The sequence below is a fragment of the Candidatus Epulonipiscium sp. genome (assembly GCA_012519205.1).
In the GTDB taxonomy this organism is placed as follows: Bacteria; Bacillota; Clostridia; order Lachnospirales; family Defluviitaleaceae; genus JAAYQR01.
Window position 1 is genome coordinate 117,846 of record JAAYQR010000023.1, and the last position, 15,205, is coordinate 133,050.

The following is a 15,205-nucleotide window of genomic DNA, read 5'->3' on the forward strand; positions in this document are numbered from 1 at the left end:
AAAGGCAGCTTTAGCTGCCCTTTTTTTATCAATGTTTTACCCATTTCTTGATCCATTTCTTATTTTTCCACCTAAAGAACATACTTATTCCCCTGATCCATTCATCTATAATCATTCCAATCCATATTCCCGGAAGTCCAAGACCCAGCACTACACTAAAAAAGTATCCCCCGCCTACCCCAAAAATCCACATTGAAATAATGGCCATCACTACCGGAAATATAACATCTCCAGCCCCTCTAAGTCCACTAATAAGCACAACATTAAATGCCCTTCCAGGTTCTAGGAATGCATCTATCATAAGGGTAAATGCACCTAACATAATTATTTCTGGATTACTTGAAAATATCCTTGTAAAGTTTTCTCCAAAGAAAAATATTATGACGGAACCTACTAAGGAAAATGCCATAGCCAGTTTAAAATTACTAAGACCTGCCTTATAGGCTTCATCCAGCTCTCCAGCCCCCACTAAATGTCCAATCATAATTTGGTTTGCCTGACCAATGGCATTAACAAATATCATAGCAAACCATCCTACCTGCCATATATACGTTCTTGTGATATAAGCCGTATCCCCAAGATTGATAAGTATAATACTCATCAAAGCAGTTTGGGATAAGCTATATGACATATTTTCCATAGCTGCAGGAAAGCCAATATAGAGTAATTTCTTTAAAATATATATAGGCTTTTCTTTTAAACGACAAAAAAAGCCAATGGGTAAAACGGTTTTCACCAAAAATATAAAAGCGAGAATTGTAGCAATAAACCTACTAAAGGTTGTTGCAATAGCTACCCCCTTCACCCCTAATACAGGGGCACCAAAAAGCCCAAAAATAAAGATAGCATCTCCAATTATATTTATAATATTCATTGTTACTGTTATAAACATAATCTGTTTTGTATATCCATGGCTTCTAATAATTGCAGATAAGGTATTCAATATAGCTTGAAAGAATAAAGCCCCCCCAACGATAGAAGTATAATCTAGGGCATATTTCATTAAATCAGAAGTAATTCCCATGGATGCCAAGATATTTTTACCAAATACAAGCAATACAATACTGATTATAATCCCCATAATCAAATTCATAACTATTGCTACAGCACTAACCTTTTCTATCTCTTCCTTATTCTTTGCCCCAACATTTTGTGCTACTAAAACCGCAGTCCCGGCAGAAGTTATAGCAAAAATTAAATTCAAATTACCGATGATTTGATTTGCTGCTCCTACAGCCCCCGCTGCCCTATCATCGTATTGACTTAACATAAAAATATCTACTATACCAAGAAGCATAAATAATAAAAGCTCCACCAAAATTGGAGCTGCCAATCTTATTAGCTTTTTATGCCTTTCCATTTTATCCCCCTCTTTACCCTTATAAAATTAATCAAATGCTATAATAACATAAAAAAAATTACTGTCAATATACTGAATCAATGGCAGAATTGCATCAATATTATTCTAAAGGATAGTATCTCAATAAATGATGCAATATGTCAATCGGAAAATTAATGTATTTTGCATAGACCTATATATCTTTGGATAGAATTAAAAGAAGTATTACATTATATTAAGGAGTGAAAAAATGATTGCAAAAATTGATAGAGACGGCTGTATTGCCTGTGGGACCTGTCCTGCTGTATGTCCCGAGGTATTTCGTATGGCTGATGATGGTTTAGCTGAAGTTTATGTAGATGAGGTCCCTAAAGAAGCTGAGGAATCTGCCATAGAGGCCCAAGAGGAATGCCCTGTTTCAGTAATCACTGTTGAAGAATAAAACTCTCCAGATTTTTTCTGGAGAGTTTTTATTATTAATTCAAAATTACCATAAGCATCCTTTGACTAAATAATGGTTCTATAAATTTAACCTTCAAAATAATATATATAAAGATACAGCCATTTATATTTTCTTGTATATTCGATATCCTTTATTTTGTCCTCATTTATTATTTATTTTAAAATAATAGTAATGGGTGGTGAAAAATTGAAAAAGCTACTCCATAGTACTCTTTTTATAATATTGCTTTTATTTATTAGTATTCCTATCAATCCGAGCATCGCTAGAAATGAAACCTTTGAAGATATCCCGTTAATTATTATTAATTTCAATGAAATAGTAGATGTAAGCAAAGAAAATCCCGTTTCTTTAAGCACAGATAGTGGGATAAAATTAAAGCGAGCCTTACATCTTTGGCAAGTTGGTGAGGATGTTCTACAAATTAGAAAAGCCTTAAAGAAAATTGGATACACTATAGGCACCACTTCTTATATATTTGATGAAAATATGAAGAATGTTATTTCTAAGTTTCAATTAGATCATGAGCTAAAAGCTGATGGAATAGTCGGCAAAGAAACCGTTAATGTTATTAATAAAATATTGTTGGAAAATAATATGACTCCTCCTTCTACTCACACGGTTGTAACTAATGCTCCCACCGTTGGATATTGGATTATTATTAATAAATCCTCTAACACCCTCATATTATTAAAAGGTAAAAGCGTGGTGAAAAAATTCCCCGTAGCAACAGGAAAAGACCCTGATTTTACTCCAGAGGGTAAGTGGAAAGTTCAAAATAAGGTTGTTAATCCCGCGTGGAAAAATATTAGGGGTGGGGTTGCTGAAAATCCCTTAGGTTATCGCTGGATAGGGCTTAACATAGATGATGGATATCTGTACGGTATTCACGGCACTAATAACGAAGGAAGTATAGGATATTTTATTTCTAAAGGATGTATACGCATGCAGAACGAAGATGTTGAGAGTCTATTTCCTATTATAAAAAGCGGAACTCCCGTCTGGGTTGGAACAAATAAGAAACTTAAAAGCTGGGGTATAAACTAAAAGTAAAAATAAGAGAGCAAGCTCTCTTATTTTTATTTTACTAATTCAACTTCATAACCTTTTTCTTCTAATTGATCAATAACCATACCCTCTACAACAAAATGTCCAAATCCTACTACTACAAAATAGGTCCCTTCCTCGTCCTTTTCTAAAAGTTCGATAATCTTTTCTGTCATATTTTCATCCCGTTTCCCAAAAAGGGCCTTAGTAAATTCATCCTCAGATGCATTAAGGGAAGCTGCATATGACCCCCTAAGATCCTCTATTTCTCCATTTACCCATTGTTTCTGCCATAATTCTACAACTGATTCTGTATCAGCAATTTCCGTAGAAACTGGATTTAGAATTTCATTTAAAATGCCGTTTAAATGACTTTCTTGAAGTTCTTGCGGTATACTATTAAATAAATCCGCTTGGAACCTAATGCCTTCTAATTCCATAATAGGTTTCCCTTGTAGCAACGCACTGCTTAAGAAATACATATCGATTCCTGCATTAGCAACTTCTGCTGCACCTTCTAAGGTTTCTGTGGCGCTGCTTGTGATTACAGCTAAGTCATTAGCAATAGACCAAGGCTTAAAGTTTTCATACACATCCATAGGTAAGCTAAACTTTTCAAATACCTGAAGGCATTTTTCATAGGTCGCTTCTGACACATTATCTTTTAGGGTCGTGCCATCCTGATACATTGCTTGTTGTATGAAATAGTCCATGCCCTCTTGCATACTAAGTAAATTTGCTTCTACAACAAGGGCATCCGCTTCTTCAAAAGCAGCCCTAATTTTCTTATTTAATGGGTACATATCTGTTCTACCTACATGAATAGAACCTAATAAATAAACAGTATTTTTTCCCTTGGCTGTTTTCCAAAAAAGTCCCTTGGAACCACCATCAAGGGCATCACATGTATCCATTATTAATCTGCTAACCATAACTACTGCTTGTTCTACTGTAGCTGGACTATCAAGTTCAAGCCCTTTATCACTTCCATTAATTATTCCCTTCTTAATCATAAAATCTATCGGGGAATCCGCTTTAATTGTTAACTCTTCTGATAATACATACCCATCAAAAAGATAATATATGGACTCTGCTACAGCTTTTCTCGAACCATCAAATGCATTTTGATTAAATTCATAGGATTGTTTCTCTTGAAGTCCTAAAGCCTTTAATTTCTCATCTGTACCCTTTAGCAGCATCTGCATCTTGTCTTCGGTAATAGTTTCATTGAACCCATAGTTGTACCAATGTAAGGGGTATATTCCATACCTTTCTGCCTCATTTAAAGTTTGTATTGCCCAGAAACTTATATCTGGTTGCGGAACCTCTTCAGCCAAGACAGGTAATACATTCGAAAAAATCATAATAAGGGTTAATAATCCTGCCATAATCCCCTTTTTAATTTTTTTCAACCACTTTCTTTCCATTTGTTTTCCTCCTTTTAATGTATTCAATTTATTTGTAAACAAATCTAATAATAGATTTATTTTTCAGAAACTTTTATATCTAGGCAATACAATATCACAATTAAATTTTATATTCAAGTAATGCTTAAAAAAAATGGTGCCTAGGCACCATTTTTTTAGATTACTTCCAAAACTCAATTTGCTTATTAACTAAATTAGTAAAGTCCTTGTTCATTTCTTCTACTCCACTGCTCTTAAGTTCATCCATTGCCTTCTGCCATACATCGTCAAATTCTCCAGGCTTAGCAATAATGGATTGGACGATTGACTGGCGCATAATAGAGTCACATCTTTCTAAGATTACAGGAATTTCTGATTCTGCCGGAATATTAACTAGGAACGCTGCACCCCAATCGGATTTAGGAATTTCATCCCTAGATGGGTATAAATCTTTCCACATTTCTACTCCATAAGCTTTTAAAACTTCTTTTTCTGGTTCTGTATATCTTTGTTTAATTAAATCAACGGAATCAACAACATAAGGATTTCCAGTGGAATCTAGTTTTCCTCTTCCCCAACGTGGGAATGGGTGGGTATAAACTTCTATACCAGTTTCTTTCTTATAATTCGTTCCATCTGTTGTTCTCTTTTTATATTCCTCATCAGAGACAACTCTCTTACCATCTTCTACCGTATAATGGATACCCTCAATACCCCAGTTATTAAGGATTTGAGCCTCATCAGTACACATCCAATCTAAAAATTGCATTGCACGAACTTGATTTGGGGAATCCTTTGTAATACAAATTCCATTACCTCCAGAGTAACCAACATCTCTAAAATCTTGGTGCTTACTATCTTTCGTTAATTGAAGCGGATACATTCCATAAGTTCTTTCTGCTTTTCCGTCAGCTCTAAGGGCATCTTCAGCACTTCCAAATTCCCAGTTTGCATCGGCTATAGCAAGTACTCTACCTGTAGAAATTTTTGCTATATACTGGTCCCAAGTTTGTACAAAGCTGTCTGGATCAATTAGACCTTCATTATACATATGGTTTAACCATCTATAATATTCTTTTTCTTCTTCTCTTGTGAAGCGATATTTTGCTTCATAGGTTTTAGGATTGATAAACCAGTTACCATCATCCGGTGCTCCCGTTGCAAAACCTGCAGGATTTCCTACGCTGATAAGCCATCTCCAGTCATCAGCTAATAATGACAATCCTATAGTGGGCTGACCATCTATGGTTGGATATTTTTTCATATATTCTCTTATAGCATTCTCATAATCTTCTAGGGTCTCTAATTTAGGAAATCCTAAGTCTTTTACAACCGCATGTTGTAGTTGGAATCCATTAACAGGCGCCCATGTCTCTTCATCAACAGGGGATGCACCAAGGGCATAAATTGATGGATCCTCTTGACTAAAACGAAGTCTATTTAAATATTCCCCGTATAAATTTTCAACATTTGGTCCGTGTTGTTCTATTAGAGATGTTAAATCTACTATAGCATCTGCTTGAACCAACTGAGTCAATTCTTGAGTTTTTGCAAAAATCATATCTGGGTATTCCTTACTGGCAATCATAATACCCATCTTCTGAGCAACATCACCCACAGGATATTCGAATTCAATCGTAACACCTGTTGCTTCTGTAATTTTTTTAGCTACTGGACTTTGGAAGCCTGTTTCCACAGGGTTAACATCCACTGAAAACATTGTAAGGGTTATAGGTGATGTATCTATATCTGTCCCTTTTTTGTCGTCTTCTTTCTTTTCAACATTCGATTTTGTATTGTCGTCTTTAGAAGTCTGCTTGTTCTTTCCTGCACCACAGCCTGTAATTACAGAGACGCATAACACAAGGCATAAAACTAGACTTAATAAGCTTTTTGTTTTTGACATTTCTTGTCCCCCTCGTTTCATATTTTTACTATATAAAAATTTTTTGCAAACTTTTGCAAAAATTTTTAACTTTTGACTGCTCCTATGGTCATCCCTGAAACAAAATATTTCTGAATAAAAGGATAAATCATAATAATAGGAGCTGTGGCAACAACTGTGATTGCCATTCTAACCGATTCTGGTGATATTCTATTTCTTTCTGCTACCATCCCCGCCATGGCAGCCCTTTGCGCCATGTTTTGAGAAGCTGATAGATTGCTTAATATTTTCATCATTTCAAACTGAAGGGTGGTAAGGTTAGCTTTATTGCTTGCATATAAATAAGTGTCAAACCAAGAATTCCACTGACCTACAGCTATAAAAAGTGCTACTACGGCTATTGCTGGTTTGCATAAAGGCATTACTATCTTAAAAAATATCTGTAAATCATTTGCCCCATCTATTTTAGCCGATTCTTGAATCTCATAAGGTAAGGATTCCATAAATGAACGAAGCACTATTACATTAAATGCCCATACTAGTCCAGGTAGAATATACACCCAGAACTTCCCTACTAAATTCAATTGTCGGATAAGCATATATTCTGGAATCATCCCTCCTGATACATACATAGTAATAACCAATAATGCACCAATAGGTCTTCTAAGAAAATAGTCCTTTCTACTTAAGGTATAAGCTATCATACAAGAACATATAAGCCCCGATAAAGTTCCTATAACCGTCCTTGATATTGATATAAAAAGTGCCTGACCTATATTGGCATATTTAAAGATTTCCGTATAATTCTCGAAGGTAAATTTCCTAGGCCAAAGGTATATGCCCCCCTTTATGCTATCTAGGGACTCGTTAAAAGAAATTGCTAAAATATTTATAAAAGGATAAATTGTAATAGCTATTACAAAAATCATAATTATATAAAGAATAGAATCGAATAATTTTTCCAAAAAGCTCCTTTTCATTGCTACCCCCCCTGTTATTTATATTACCTGGTTTTCGCCAAATCTCTTTGCAATAGCATTGGCTGAGAGTAAAAGAGTAATGCTCACTAGGGATTTAAATATACCTATGGCGGTACCATAAGATATTCTACCTAGATTAATCCCGTAAGTTAGGGCATATAGATCCAAAACTTCCGAGTATTTTTCCACTGCTGGATTCCCTAACAAAAACTGTTGTTCAAATCCAATGTTAATCATACCTCCTATGGTTAAAATCAGAAGTACTATAACTGTAGGTCTAATGCCCGGCAGGGTAATATGCCATATCTGCTTAAACCTTCCTGCTCCGTCTACCTTAGCTGCTTCATATAATTCCTGATCTATCCCTGTTATTGCAGCTAGATATATAATGGAGTCCCAACCTGTATCCTTCCATATACCAGAAGCCAATACAATCCACCAAAATAATTTAGGCTTCATCATAAATTGGATAGGTTCTTTAGTAATATTAAAAAACATTAATATATTATTTATTAATCCATCATCTACAGATAACATCTTTATAATGATTCCTGCTGCAATCACCCATGAAACAAAGTGAGGTAAATATGAAATGGTCTGAACCGCCTTTTTAAACTTTTTTACCCTTAGCTCATTTAATAAAATTGCAAATATAATGGGAATGATAAATCCAAAAGCAATTTTTAAAAAGCTCATTGCTAAGGTATTTCTAAGGACTAAATAAAATCTATTATCATTAAACAATGCTGTAAAATGTTTAATCCCCACCCACTTCTGACTCCAAAAAGGTTTATCTACACTGGCATATGTGTAATCCTGGAATGCCATAGTCCACCCCCATAATGGGATATACTTGAAAATGACAATCCAAACTGCAAAGGGAAGAGATAAAAGCATAAGATATCTTTGATCTTTAATCTTCCTCCAGCTCATTTTTTTCTTTTTTTCTAATAAGCCCTGTTTTTTTATTTCAACAACTCTCTCCATTTTCCCACCCCTTAAGTAGTTTGATTTTCGTTTGTCTACTGGATTTGTTAGATGTGTATAATTTGTATCAATTCTTATAGGTTATATTGTTTACTTTTACTTTATATTAATATAAATATGGGAAATGGTATACCCAAAAAAATATATATCAATTACCTTAAAAATTAGAGAAAAAAAGGGGGTAGAATCTTCCAGACTTTCTACTCCCTTTTTTTCTTAGATTTGTTTTTATATTGGTTTGGACTTAACTTTTCATATTTCCTAAACTTAGTATAAAAATAATCAATATTTCTATACCCTACTTTCTCCGAAACCTGATAAACTTTTAAGTCGCTACCTAATAGCAATTCCTTTGCTTTTTCAATTCTTACTTTATCGAGATAAGTATTAAAGCTTTGTTTAGTATAATTTTTGAAAAGCTTTCCTAAATAGGCACTATTGTAGTGGAAGATTTCTCCCAAAGTTTCGACTTTCAAATCCTTGTAATAATTGGTATTGATGTAATTTATGATTCTTCTTATGGCATGTTCTGATGAGTTTTCACATAATATGCTAGATATAGTAATCATCTCATCCTTTATATACTCTAATAACTCATGGAGACTCTTTCTATTATTAATGTTTTTTATGACTACTTCATTAGGCGTAATTTCCTCTTTTTTATCATAATAATTAAATGTAAATTTATCTTTTATCTCCATAAAGCATTGTACGCAAAATTCCTTTATATCCTCTATAGTAATATGTCCTTGCTTAAAAAATTCTTCCATTTCCGTAAATACAATGTCTAATTTTTCAAAATCTCCATCATCAATAGCATCGTACAATTCCTTTATATTGGTGATGTTTGTAACCTCATTTTCCCTTATTTTTTTTAACTTGCTATCCCTTTCTATTTCCTGCCTTATTCTTATTATTGTCTCAATCAATTCATCTTCATCTATAGGTTTTAATAAATATGACCTTGCCTGTAGTTGAATGGCTTTCTGGGCATATTCGAAATCGGAATAACCAGTTAAAATAATGAACTTGGTCCCAAAGCCTTTTTCTTCTTTTCTTGTCTCCTTAATGACCTCTATTCCACTTAAACCGGGCATCTTTATGTCAACCAAGACTAAGTCAGGCTGTAAGGTTCTTATTTTTTTAAGACCATCCCTTCCATCGGTTCCTTCCCCACAGACATAATAACCATACTTTTCCCAATCAATAATTGTTTTTAGTCCCTCTCTGACAACATGTTCATCATCAATGACCAGAAGCTTCAGCACTTTTATCCCTCCATTTTGGTGGTAAGAAAATATCTACTTTGGTTCCCTTATTAATTTGACTTTCAATCCTAATCCCATAAATTTCACCATAAAATAATTTAATTCTTTGATTTACATTACTAAGACCTATACTCTGCCCCTGGACTGTAGAAGGAAAATCCATACAACTTAATTTCTCACTTATTTCTATTAGTTTATTTTCTTCTATTCCTATGCCATCATCCTCAACTGAAATAATAATTTTATTATTTAACTCTTCTATCGTTATTATAATGATTCCCCTGCCTTCTTTACTTTCCAAGCCATGAACAAAGGCGTTTTCTACTATAGGCTGAAGTAAAAGTGGGAGCACATAATAATTTTCGATATCACAACTTACATTAACTTCATAATCTACTTTATCACCAAATCTAAATTTTTGTATCCCCAAGTAGTCCTTGACAAGCTCTATTTCCCCTCGAAGTGCTACTAATCTGTCTTCTACTGCTAGGTTCCTTTTCATTAGCTTGGCTAACTTTTTTACTATCATAGCTATTTCTGGCTGCTTATTAGTATGAGCCTTCATGCGGATAGTTTCTAGGGTATTATATAAAAAGTGGGGGTTTATTTGACTTGCAAGCATTTTAAATTGTATATCTTTTTGCCTGCTTGCTAACTGTTCTCCCTGAAGCTTATGGTCGTATATTTCGTATATTAGTTTTTGAATACTTTTAATCATCGTGTTCAAATCCTGGTATAGCTCTCCTATTTCATCTTTTCCCTTAAAGTCTTTTGTTATATTGAAGTCTCCTGATACTACCTTATGCATTTCTTTTCTTAATATAATAATTCTCCTACTTATTAGACTAGAGAAGAGAAGAATAAAACCCAAGGATATTATAAAACTAATGCCTATAATAATAAATCCAAGTTTGCTCTTTTGATTTGCCTTGCTTAGGATGATGTTAATAGGTACAATAGTTCTAATAGAAAATGGAGTAGAAGATTTTATGGGGTAAAAGTTCTTACCAATAATCATTGCCTTCTCTCCATTGTATTCTTCTGCTCTATGTATTCTCTTATTAATATCTGTATTTTTTATATCTATTATCTGCCCCTGTATTTCCCGTCTGGTACTGTTTACTACTAGCCCATCCCCAATGGTAATAATAGTCTCAAAAGGCTCGTCTTTTATGATAGAATATAGATATAAATCATTTATATTAATAACCAATACTCCTAGTAGACAACCCCTATCATCCTTTATCACCCTAGATGCGCTTAATAAAGTTTGTCTGCTTATTTCATCATAGGAATATTTCCATACTATTCTTCCATCCCCTTTGATAGCTTCTTGATACCAGTCTTGTTTTTCTATTTTATCAGTTACCTTTATAAATGCGCCATTATCCAGTAGGGTTTGGTTGTTTACATAAAATCGTATGCTGTCTAATTCTTTATAGGATCTAAGGTAATCTTTAAAAGCTACATATTCAGAATAATCCTTAATTATATCCCAGTTATCTTCATAATATTTTAAAGTGATTTCTTTTAATTTCGCATCAAAATACATCCAGTCGGATACACCCGCCGCTATTCTTAATGTCTCGTTTAATCTCTGCTCTGTCCTAGATGTATTGATATTCGCTTCCTCTATGGCTCTTCCTATCACCATACCACGCATACTATTAGTTAAGTAAATACCAACAATCCATACAGGAATCAATACAACTATAATGTATGTAAATATTAATTTGTTTCGTATTTTCATATTATTGAATACCAGAAGAAGTTTGTTCAAATAGTTCATTTTTTACATCTCCCAAAAGAGATACTTTAGTCTATTTTATCATTTTTTAAATTTATTGTCCATTTATAATCTTTAGATAAAAGGCTTCTAACCAATGTACTGCCATTAAACCATGACCAGCCTGTGTTGGGTGAACACCGTCCTTACTCCAATATATAGGGGCTTTCTTTATACATGCAGTGGCAAATATTGAGTCAAAAGGAATATATCCTGTATTAAATTCTCTAGCTAGTTTTCTTACTGCATTAATTTTAGGGTCCAAGTCTTCTTTCCATAAATCCCTTTGTTCTTCAGTAAATGGGAGGACAAATGGTTCACATAAAATAACTTCTGCTTCCAATTTTTCTTTGATTGAGCTAATTAAATAACGGACATTTCTTTCGTATTTTTCTACTGACGTTTCCTCATTATCCCCATATTTTCTCCAAGTATCATTAATACCTATCATTATGGACACAACATCTGGTTTTAAATCTATACAGTCTTCTTGCCATCTCTCTACTAAATCTATGCTCCTATTTCCTCCTATCCCCTTATTTATGAACTTAAAGTCAACTTCAGGATGAAGGGCGCCGAGTATACTGGAACTTATCATTGCATATCCCGTTCCCATATTCCCTTCTTCATTGTAATTTCGTCCCCATTCGGTTATGCTATCCCCCTGAAAGAGAACCGTTAAATCTTTTTTAAGCATATTATCCCCCTTTTCTCTACCAATCCTTAATTTCCTTAATTTTAGATGTTAATTGTTCTCCCATTAATTCATGAGTCCTTAAGCTTGGATGGTATGAAATCCCATATCCATCTTCTTCTTTCTGATGATTGAATTCTAAAAAGTATACCTTCTTATTATTTTTATTGAAGTAGGATACAATGTCTCCTTTTATATAATCCCTAGTTACTTCTAAAACTTCTCCATCTATAATAGGACCTATAGCGCAAACAACTTCAGTATTCGGATACTTGCTATATATTTTATCTACAAAATTAATATATGCCCTTGTAAACTCTTTCCTATTGGGAATATGACCGAAACTAAAATCATTGGTCCCCAAATTAATAACTACGACCTGAGGAATCCAACAGGCAAAGTTCCAGCCTTCATTTTCTGGGGTAATAAATGAATATAAACTTTGAAGAGTATTACCTATATTTCCTTCATAATCCCTTAGCACCCCATAGCCTGAACGCCCTAAAATCAAGGCTTGGGCATTAAGTTTTCTTGCAGCTATAGCACCATAAGAAAGATATGCATTATCATATTTAGGCTCATACTCAATGCTTAAATCTCCCTCTGCCCCAAAAGCACAGGTAATAGAATCCCCTATAATTTCTATTCTTCTATTAGACTCTTTAATAGCATCAAGTTTTTTCCCATCCCCAAAGTCAAAACCTAAAAACTGAACGGTCCCGATATAAAATTCTGTACGCTTTACCAGCTCTATTTTATGTTCTTTTTCATCTAGATTTTTTGCCAATGTGAATTTTCCTTCTCCTTCAACATGGAGCCCTTGGATTATCGTTTTTCCATCAAGTATTACATTAAAGTAATTACTTCCAAAAGATTTCAAGGTTACAAGGACTTCCTTCCCATAGAATCTAGCAACAATGCTACTTCCTGACCATGCAAACTTTGGACCTAATGGATCTTCAAAATCAAATCTGCCTATATATTTGATTTTATCTTTAATCATAACCTTCCCTCCAAATATATTAATATGAAAAATGGAACGGTCAAGACCGTTCCATCAAGATTGTTGTAAGTTATATTCTGCCTAATCCTCTATCTTCTCCTACCACTTCATCGTTTTCTATAATATAATTTATTACCTCATTAACTGTTGTATAAGCAACTGCTACATAGGTATCTGCAGCCCCATAATAAATTGCAATCCTTCCCGTATCTGCATCATATAAAGTTGCACAGGGGAACACTACATTATCTACAAAGCCTCTTTCTTCGTACCATTCTTCTGGTGTTAGTAAATGATCTTTACAACGGTATTTAACAATAGAGGGATTTTCATAATCTAATATTACCCCCCCAACACTATACACATATCCATTACAGGTTTGAGATACCCCATGATAAAACATAAGCCATCCTTTAGTTGTTTCGATGGGTGCAGGACCTCCTCCTATTTTAAGCCCCTGCCACCAGCCCTGGCCACCTTTACTCATTACATGACGGTGATTTCCCCAATATTTTAAATCCGGACTTTCACTTACAAAAATATCTCCAAAAGGTGTATGCCCGCCATCACTGGGCCTAGAAAGAAGCATAAACATATCATTTATTTTCTTAGGAAATAATACTCCATTTCTGTTAAAAGGCAGGAAGGGATTTTCAAGACGGACAAAAGTTTTAAAGTCCTTTGTCTTAGCTAAACCTATAGCTGCCCCATAAAAATCTGTACACCAAATAATATAGTATGTATCTTCTACCTTAACCAAGCGAGGATCATAAGCGTATCTTGGGTTGTATGGTTTCCCTTCCTCATCGATGAAGTCAATTGGTTTTGAATCAATATCCCAATTAAGTCCATCCTCACTCCATCCCATGGATAGATGAGGTCTACCATTTACTGTTTCTGCTCTAAATACCCCAATATATTTACCTTCATATGGAATAACTGCACTATTAAAGATTCTTGATATTCCTTTGGCAGGATTACGTTTGATAATAGGATTATTACTATGCCGCCATACTGGAAGTTCATATCCTTTGGGTTTATCTTCCCATGGCATATTTGGTAAGCTTCCCCCAATAATTTTTACTTCTCTCATTTTTGTCCCTCCTGTAATTAACTTAATTAACTCATTACCTAATCGTTTAGTTTACAACTTAATTATACTGTATCTTATAACTAAAATCAATATCTTTATTTTACTTTTCATTTATTCTTTATTTATTACTTTAACCGAATCCCTATGGACAATTTTACCATTAACTAAGATTCTACCATATTTTCTATCCGGATTTTTAACCTTTTTTACAATCAGTCTAGCTACAGTTCTTGCCATATTTTCTATATCTACTTGTATAGTTGTTAATTTAGGATGAGATATGATAGCATAAATATCATTATCAAATCCCACGACAGAGCAATCATCAGGAATGTTATACCCTTTTTCGTTTAGGGCCTGAATTAAATTATATGCAACTTGATCACAATTACATACGAAGGCTGTAGGGAATTCCTTAGGTATTTCCAGGTTTATAAGTCTTCCCTGTTCATCCCTATCATTAATAATGTATTCTTCTTTTAGTTTTGATCCATTTTCCAAAAGAGATTTGTAATAACCTAAAAATCTATCCTGTATGCTGCTAGTAGCATAAACATTTCCTACAAAAGCTATTTTCTTATGACCACATCTCATAAGGTAATTAGTTATTTCATAGGATGCATAAAAATTATCCATAATAACATAATCAACATCAGTAGAATCATCATAAAAATCCAAAAAAATCATAGGCATATTAACACTCTTTATTTTTTCACAATATGATTTACTTATTTGTCCAAGAACTATGAATCCATCTATCTTATTTTCATAATAAACCCTAGGCAATCCTCCCTGTTTTTCATCAGTTTCACTTACGATTTGCAAAATCCCATAATACTGATAGGCTTCTAGGGCCTTTGATATATGTTGGAAGAAATTTAAATAAAATGATTGATGCTCTCCTATAAAACGCTCCGCAATTAAAACACCTATATTATATGAATATCCTTCCTTCATTCCCTTAGCCATGGTATTATATCTATATCCCATTTCTTCAGCTAATGCAACAATTTTATTTCTTAATTCTTCACTAACACCCTCTTTATTGTTTAAAGCCTTAGACACCGTTACATTGCTCACGTTTAGTCTCTTTGCTATATCCTTCATAGTTATATTTTTTTTCATTATTATGCCTCCTGATAATAAATTTATGACATACTGTATGCTTTCAGTCATTAATCGTTAACTTAATTATATCATGTTTATAATAATTTTACTATTATAACTCTTTAAAGCAAAAGTTTTTATTAAGTCTCC

13 protein-coding genes are annotated in these 15,205 nt (G+C 33.7%); 2 read left to right on the top strand and 11 right to left on the bottom strand.

Annotated elements, in window-relative coordinates; all coding sequences use genetic code 11:
• Nucleotides 1–28 precede the first annotated feature (28 nt).
• Complete coding sequence (locus GX308_07700; protein NLK21952.1) at nt 29–1,360, bottom strand: MATE family efflux transporter; 1,332 nt, start codon at nt 1,358–1,360, stop codon at nt 29–31.
• Between the two features lie 229 nt (nt 1,361–1,589).
• Between GX308_07700 and GX308_07705 the strand changes: the two genes are divergently transcribed.
• Both GX308_07705 and GX308_07710 read left to right on the top strand, forming a co-directional pair.
• Nucleotides 1,590–1,781: a ferredoxin gene (locus GX308_07705; GenBank protein ID NLK21953.1), complete on the top strand. Its 192-nt coding sequence runs from the start codon at nt 1,590–1,592 to the stop codon at nt 1,779–1,781.
• A gap of 207 nt (nt 1,782–1,988) precedes the next feature.
• The gene (locus GX308_07710; protein NLK21954.1) at nt 1,989–2,846 is read left to right on the top strand and encodes a murein L,D-transpeptidase; all 858 of its coding nucleotides are present in this window, start codon (nt 1,989–1,991) and stop codon (nt 2,844–2,846) included.
• Between the two features lie 32 nt (nt 2,847–2,878).
• On the opposite strand, the gene GX308_07715 is transcribed toward GX308_07710, so the two are convergent.
• From GX308_07715 to GX308_07760, 10 genes are all read right to left on the bottom strand, one after another.
• Nucleotides 2,879–3,859: a TraB/GumN family protein gene (locus GX308_07715; GenBank protein ID NLK21955.1), complete on the bottom strand. Its 981-nt coding sequence runs from the start codon at nt 3,857–3,859 to the stop codon at nt 2,879–2,881.
• 574 nt (nt 3,860–4,433) lie between these two features.
• Nucleotides 4,434–6,158 (bottom strand): extracellular solute-binding protein, encoded by a 1,725-nt coding sequence (locus tag GX308_07720; GenBank protein ID NLK21956.1) that lies wholly within the window; start codon nt 6,156–6,158, stop codon nt 4,434–4,436.
• Between the two features lie 65 nt (nt 6,159–6,223).
• Nucleotides 6,224–7,117: a carbohydrate ABC transporter permease gene (locus GX308_07725; GenBank protein NLK21957.1), complete on the bottom strand. Its 894-nt coding sequence runs from the start codon at nt 7,115–7,117 to the stop codon at nt 6,224–6,226.
• A gap of 18 nt (nt 7,118–7,135) precedes the next feature.
• The gene (locus GX308_07730; protein NLK21958.1) at nt 7,136–8,104 is read right to left on the bottom strand and encodes a sugar ABC transporter permease; all 969 of its coding nucleotides are present in this window, start codon (nt 8,102–8,104) and stop codon (nt 7,136–7,138) included.
• 200 nt (nt 8,105–8,304) lie between these two features.
• Nucleotides 8,305–9,372 carry a response regulator gene (locus GX308_07735; GenBank protein NLK21959.1) on the bottom strand — a complete coding sequence of 356 codons (1,068 nt, stop codon included), beginning with the start codon at nt 9,370–9,372 and terminating at the stop codon, nt 8,305–8,307.
• The gene (locus tag GX308_07740) at nt 9,350–11,161 is read right to left on the bottom strand and encodes a sensor histidine kinase (GenBank protein NLK21960.1); all 1,812 of its coding nucleotides are present in this window, start codon (nt 11,159–11,161) and stop codon (nt 9,350–9,352) included. The genes GX308_07735 and GX308_07740 overlap by 23 nt, the downstream gene beginning before the upstream one ends.
• Nucleotides 11,162–11,213: 52 nt before the next feature.
• Nucleotides 11,214–11,855, bottom strand: coding sequence for an SGNH/GDSL hydrolase family protein (locus tag GX308_07745; GenBank protein ID NLK21961.1), 642 nt, complete (start codon nt 11,853–11,855; stop codon nt 11,214–11,216).
• Nucleotides 11,856–11,871: 16 nt separating this feature from the next.
• The gene (locus GX308_07750; protein ID NLK21962.1) at nt 11,872–12,855 is read right to left on the bottom strand and encodes an SGNH/GDSL hydrolase family protein; all 984 of its coding nucleotides are present in this window, start codon (nt 12,853–12,855) and stop codon (nt 11,872–11,874) included.
• Between the two features lie 70 nt (nt 12,856–12,925).
• Complete coding sequence (locus GX308_07755; GenBank protein NLK21963.1) at nt 12,926–13,948, bottom strand: glycosylase; 1,023 nt, start codon at nt 13,946–13,948, stop codon at nt 12,926–12,928.
• Between the two features lie 111 nt (nt 13,949–14,059).
• Nucleotides 14,060–15,073: a substrate-binding domain-containing protein gene (locus tag GX308_07760; protein ID NLK21964.1), complete on the bottom strand. Its 1,014-nt coding sequence runs from the start codon at nt 15,071–15,073 to the stop codon at nt 14,060–14,062.
• Nucleotides 15,074–15,205 lie beyond the last annotated feature (132 nt).

Bases quoted from the DNA above. Each gene is read 5' to 3' on its own strand.
- GX308_07700 (NLK21952.1), bottom strand. From the start codon at position 1,360: ATGGAAAGGCATAAAAAGCTAATAAGATTGGCAGCTCCAATTTTGGTG.
- GX308_07705 (NLK21953.1), top strand. From the start codon at position 1,590: ATGATTGCAAAAATTGATAGAGACGGCTGTATTGCCTGTGGGACCTGT.
- GX308_07715 (NLK21955.1), bottom strand. From the start codon at position 3,859: ATGATTAAGAAGGGAATAATTAATGGAAGTGATAAAGGGCTTGAACTT.
- GX308_07720 (NLK21956.1), bottom strand. From the start codon at position 6,158: ATGTCAAAAACAAAAAGCTTATTAAGTCTAGTTTTATGCCTTGTGTTA.
- GX308_07725 (NLK21957.1), bottom strand. From the start codon at position 7,117: ATGAAAAGGAGCTTTTTGGAAAAATTATTCGATTCTATTCTTTATATA.
- GX308_07730 (NLK21958.1), bottom strand. From the start codon at position 8,104: ATGGAGAGAGTTGTTGAAATAAAAAAACAGGGCTTATTAGAAAAAAAG.
- GX308_07740 (NLK21960.1), bottom strand. From the start codon at position 11,161: ATGAACTATTTGAACAAACTTCTTCTGGTATTCAATAATATGAAAATA.
- GX308_07745 (NLK21961.1), bottom strand. From the start codon at position 11,855: ATGCTTAAAAAAGATTTAACGGTTCTCTTTCAGGGGGATAGCATAACC.
- GX308_07750 (NLK21962.1), bottom strand. From the start codon at position 12,855: ATGATTAAAGATAAAATCAAATATATAGGCAGATTTGATTTTGAAGAT.
- GX308_07755 (NLK21963.1), bottom strand. From the start codon at position 13,948: ATGAGAGAAGTAAAAATTATTGGGGGAAGCTTACCAAATATGCCATGG.
- GX308_07760 (NLK21964.1), bottom strand. From the start codon at position 15,073: ATGAAAAAAAATATAACTATGAAGGATATAGCAAAGAGACTAAACGTG.